This is a genomic window from Terriglobus sp. YAF25, from assembly GCF_052113305.1.
GTDB lineage: Bacteria > Acidobacteriota > Terriglobia > Terriglobales > Acidobacteriaceae > Terriglobus.
Map to the genome: position 1 here is coordinate 1 of NZ_JBFRCY010000490.1, position 3579 is coordinate 3579.

Annotated in this window: 5 protein-coding genes; 3 read left to right on the plus strand and 2 right to left on the minus strand. The window is 59.7% G+C overall.

All coding sequences use genetic code 11. The features are described from left to right. Both AB4043_RS18610 and AB4043_RS18615 read right to left on the minus strand, forming a co-directional pair. On the minus strand, window positions 1-273 hold a 273-nt coding region (locus tag AB4043_RS18610), incomplete at its 3' end, for an IS5 family transposase (RefSeq protein ID WP_442307749.1). Window positions 274-431: 158 nt separating this feature from the next. Continuing rightward, window positions 432-1370, minus strand: a complete 939-nt coding sequence (locus AB4043_RS18615) for a DNA-methyltransferase (protein WP_442302762.1) — start codon at window positions 1368-1370, stop codon at window positions 432-434. Between AB4043_RS18615 and AB4043_RS18620 the strand changes: the two genes are divergently transcribed. The 3 genes from AB4043_RS18620 to AB4043_RS18630 all read left to right on the plus strand — a co-directional run. Continuing rightward, window positions 1338-2114 carry a PP2C family protein-serine/threonine phosphatase gene (locus AB4043_RS18620; RefSeq protein ID WP_442302761.1) on the plus strand — a complete coding sequence of 259 codons (777 nt, stop codon included), beginning with the start codon at window positions 1338-1340 and terminating at the stop codon, window positions 2112-2114. The two genes, AB4043_RS18615 and AB4043_RS18620, sit on opposite strands and share 33 nt — an antisense overlap. 26 nt (window positions 2115-2140) lie before the next feature. Further along, a complete protein-coding gene (locus AB4043_RS18625; protein WP_442307750.1) occupies window positions 2141-2599 on the plus strand; it encodes a MaoC family dehydratase in 459 nt (152 codons plus the stop codon). 61 nt (window positions 2600-2660) lie between these two features. Next, window positions 2661-3579 (plus strand): MBL fold metallo-hydrolase (locus tag AB4043_RS18630; RefSeq protein ID WP_442307751.1); only part of this gene is annotated, 919 nt, incomplete at its 3' end.

Below are 3579 nucleotides of genomic sequence, written 5' to 3' on the forward strand. Positions count from 1 at the left end.
CGGGTTTTTCTTATCTCGGACAAGGTCCGCAAAGACGCGATCCCACACCCCCGCCTGAGCCCAGCGAACGAACCGCTTGTGGACGCTCTTGTACTTGCCATACCGCTCTGGCAGGTCTGCCCAACGCATCCCAGACCGGACTACCCAAATAACTCCGTTCACAAACCGACGGTTATCTTCCCCAGGACGGCCCACATGACCCGCTCGGCCTGGCAACAACCCTTCTATCCGATTCCACTGAGCATCGGTCAGCTCGTAGCGCAATACTCCCATGCAAAAACTGCAACAAAAAACTCTCCCGCAGCGGAAGTGAATATGTCGATACGCCCTAGTTGCTGGTTGCTAGTTCCTGGTTGCTAGTTGGAAGAACCCGACGGGAAATTGAATGATTGAATGATTGAATAAGGGGCGCGGTGATGACCGCGCCCTTTCTACTTCTTTTTCTTGATCCATTTCGCCAGGCGTTTGCGCATGATGGCGACAGCTTCTTTGCTTGAGTCCATCAGGAGGAAGTCGCGGCCGTTGCGGATGGCGGCTTCTCCTGTTGTTCCTGAGCCTGCGAAGAAGTCCAGCACCAGGTCGCCGGGATTGGAGTGCACCTTCACGATGCGCTCCAGCACGCCAAGAGGCTTTTGTGTCGGGTAGCCGGTCTTCTCCTTCCCTGTGGGCGAGACGATGGTGTGCCACCAGACATCGGTCGGCGTCTTCCCCTTTGCCGCCTTGTGTTCTCCGACCAACTTCGGAGCCATGTAGGGGATACGGTCACAAACGTCGAGATGGAAGGTAAAGTTCGCGGGATCCTTCGTGTACCAGAGGATGTTGTCGTGCTTGGCCGGCCAGCGTGACTTTGACCGGGCGCCGTAGTCGTACGCCCAGATGATCTCGTTCTGGAAGCATTCGCGGCCGAAGATACCGTCGAGCATCACCTTGGCGTAATGCACCTCACGCGGGTCCAGGTGCAGGAAAAACGATCCTGCCGGCGAAAGCACACGGTAGGCCTCTTGCAGGCGGGGCTGCAGAAAGCCGAGAAAGTCATCGAAGATATCGTGGTAACCCGCCGGACCATCCAGTTTTTCCGTGCGATACCGTTTCCCCGCAAATCCACTGCGGTCGCCATTGACCTCATCGCGGACGGTGCGGATGCGCTGCCGCTTCTGGATGCGGCCTGTATTGAACGGCGGATCGATGTAGATCAGCGGAACAGAGCCGGCAGCTAGCTTCTTGAGTCTGGAGAGGTTGTCACCGAGCAGAATTCGTCCCACAGTGACTTTGAGGCTAACCGATGCGCTGAAAAATGCAATCGCCGCTTCCACAGAAGCGTGTATCGTCGGTGGTGGATGGAAGCCCGTCGGGATCTGAAGCTTGAGCACGCCATGCTGTCGGACGTCGGCCGTGTCCGCAAAGGCAATGAGGACGCCTGCGGCGCCGATGCAAAGGCCGGGCTCTTCGTCGTCTGTGACGGCATGGGCGGAGCTGCCGCCGGTGAGATTGCCAGCCATCTTGCCGTAGAGACCTTTCTGAAAGAGTTCGGCGCGCGGAGAGCAGCAAAACGCCGCACATCTCCGGCACAACTTCTTGACGATGCCGTCGCCGCAGCCAACAAAGCCGTCATCACCAAGGCAAAGACCTCGGCAGACCTGCGCGGTATGGGCACGACCCTGGTCTCATTGCTCGTGCAGCGCGGCGAGGAGGGCCATGAGGCACCATTTGAAGTATGGACGGCGCACGCGGGCGACTCGCGATGCTACCGTTTGCGTAAAGGCGAGCTGCACCGCCTTACCCAGGATCACTCCTTGGTCGAAGAACAGCTCCGCGCCGGCCTTATCACGCCGGAGGAGGCGGAGTTCTCCCCCATCCGCAATGTCATTACACGCGCCGTCGGCTCTCAGAGCGAGATCGATACCGAGGTCCACTGCGATGATGCGCTGCCCGGTGACCTGTATCTGCTGTGCTCTGACGGCCTGACCCGCGATCTGTCGGATAGCGATCTGGCGCGGCATCTGCGGGCCGCGGGCGACGATCTGGAGCTGGTCTGCCGTTCGATGATCGGCGAGGCCAACGTGATGGGCGGCGCCGACAACATTACGTGCCTGCTTGTCCGCATCCCGCTTTGATAGACTTCGCTCAACAAGAGGAGCGTATGGCGAACGAGCTTTACTTTGAAGATTTCCACCTGGGGCAGAAGTTTCAATCGCACGGCAGCGTGAAGGTGACCGCGGCGGACATCAAAGAGTTCGGCGAGAAATACGACCCTCAGCCTTTTCACCTGGACGAAACGGCCGGAGAGAACTCGTTCTTCGGCGGCCTGGCGGCCTCGGGCTGGCTGACCGCAGCTATCGTGATGCGCATGCGTGTGGAGACTATCCGGGTTGCCGGGGGCATGATCGGCGCCGGTGTGGAAGAGATCCGCTGGACCATGCCGGTACGTCCGGGCGACTCCCTGCACACGGATACTGAGGTCGTTGGCGTGCGGCAGAGCAACAAGCGGCCGAACTTCGGCGTGGTGACCATTCAGACCCTCACCCTGAACCAGCGTGAAGAGATCGTGATGCRCAGCCGGGTCAACTTCCTGGCGCCGCTTCGCTCGGCAAAAAAGTAGCCGGGTATCAAACCAAATAACCCCCTCCGTTTGCACAGCGGAGGGGCGTATCGTTAACGTCATGCGGATGACGGTGCTGGCTTCGGGATCCAAGGGCAACAGCACCGTGGTCTCCTCCCGCTCAACCCGCATCCTGGTCGATGCCGGCCTAAGCTGCCGCGAGCTGATGAAACGCATGCGGGCGGCCGGCGAAGATCCGCAGGCACTGGACGCAATCCTGATCACTCACGAACACCAGGACCATGTAAACGGGCTCCCGGTGATGGCGCGCAAGCTAGGCATTCCTGTTTACTTTACTGAGCAGACACACCGTGCCTGGGTGCGGCAGATGTCTCCGCAGCGCCGCATGACCTATGCCCAATGGCTGGCCCAGCGCGAGCAGGAGATGGAAGTTGTCTACGGGAAGGGCCCGGACAATGCCGCTTCGACCGCAGAACCTGAAGCCGTAGAAATGCAGGCGGAGATCGAGGACGATACCGAAATCGAGAACGACACGGACGCCCCAAAAGCCGATCCGGCTCGCCTGCCGTCTGTAGGCTATTTCTCCGCCGGACAGCACTTCGCCATCGGCGATATCGGCGTTACCCCATTCACGATTCCCCACGATGCCGCCGACCCCTGCGGCTTCGTCTTTGAGGCCGATGGCTGCCGCATCGCCATTGCCACTGACCTTGGCTACATGCCCCCTAACGTCAAGCAGGCCGTCCGAAGGTGTGACGTGCTGATGCTTGAGTCCAACCATGATCCGGAGATGCTGAGGGACGGCCCTTACCCCTGGAGCGTGAAACAGAGGGTGATGTCGCGTGTCGGTCACCTCTCCAACCATGCCGCTGCGGACTTTCTCGGCAAGGACTACGACGGCGGAGCGCAGTTCGTCATTCTGGCGCATCTCTCTGAAAGCAATAACCTTCCGGAGCTGGCACAAATGGCCGCCGAGGAAGCCCTGAATGGAAAAATGAGTCTTTTGGGCAACAAAGTCC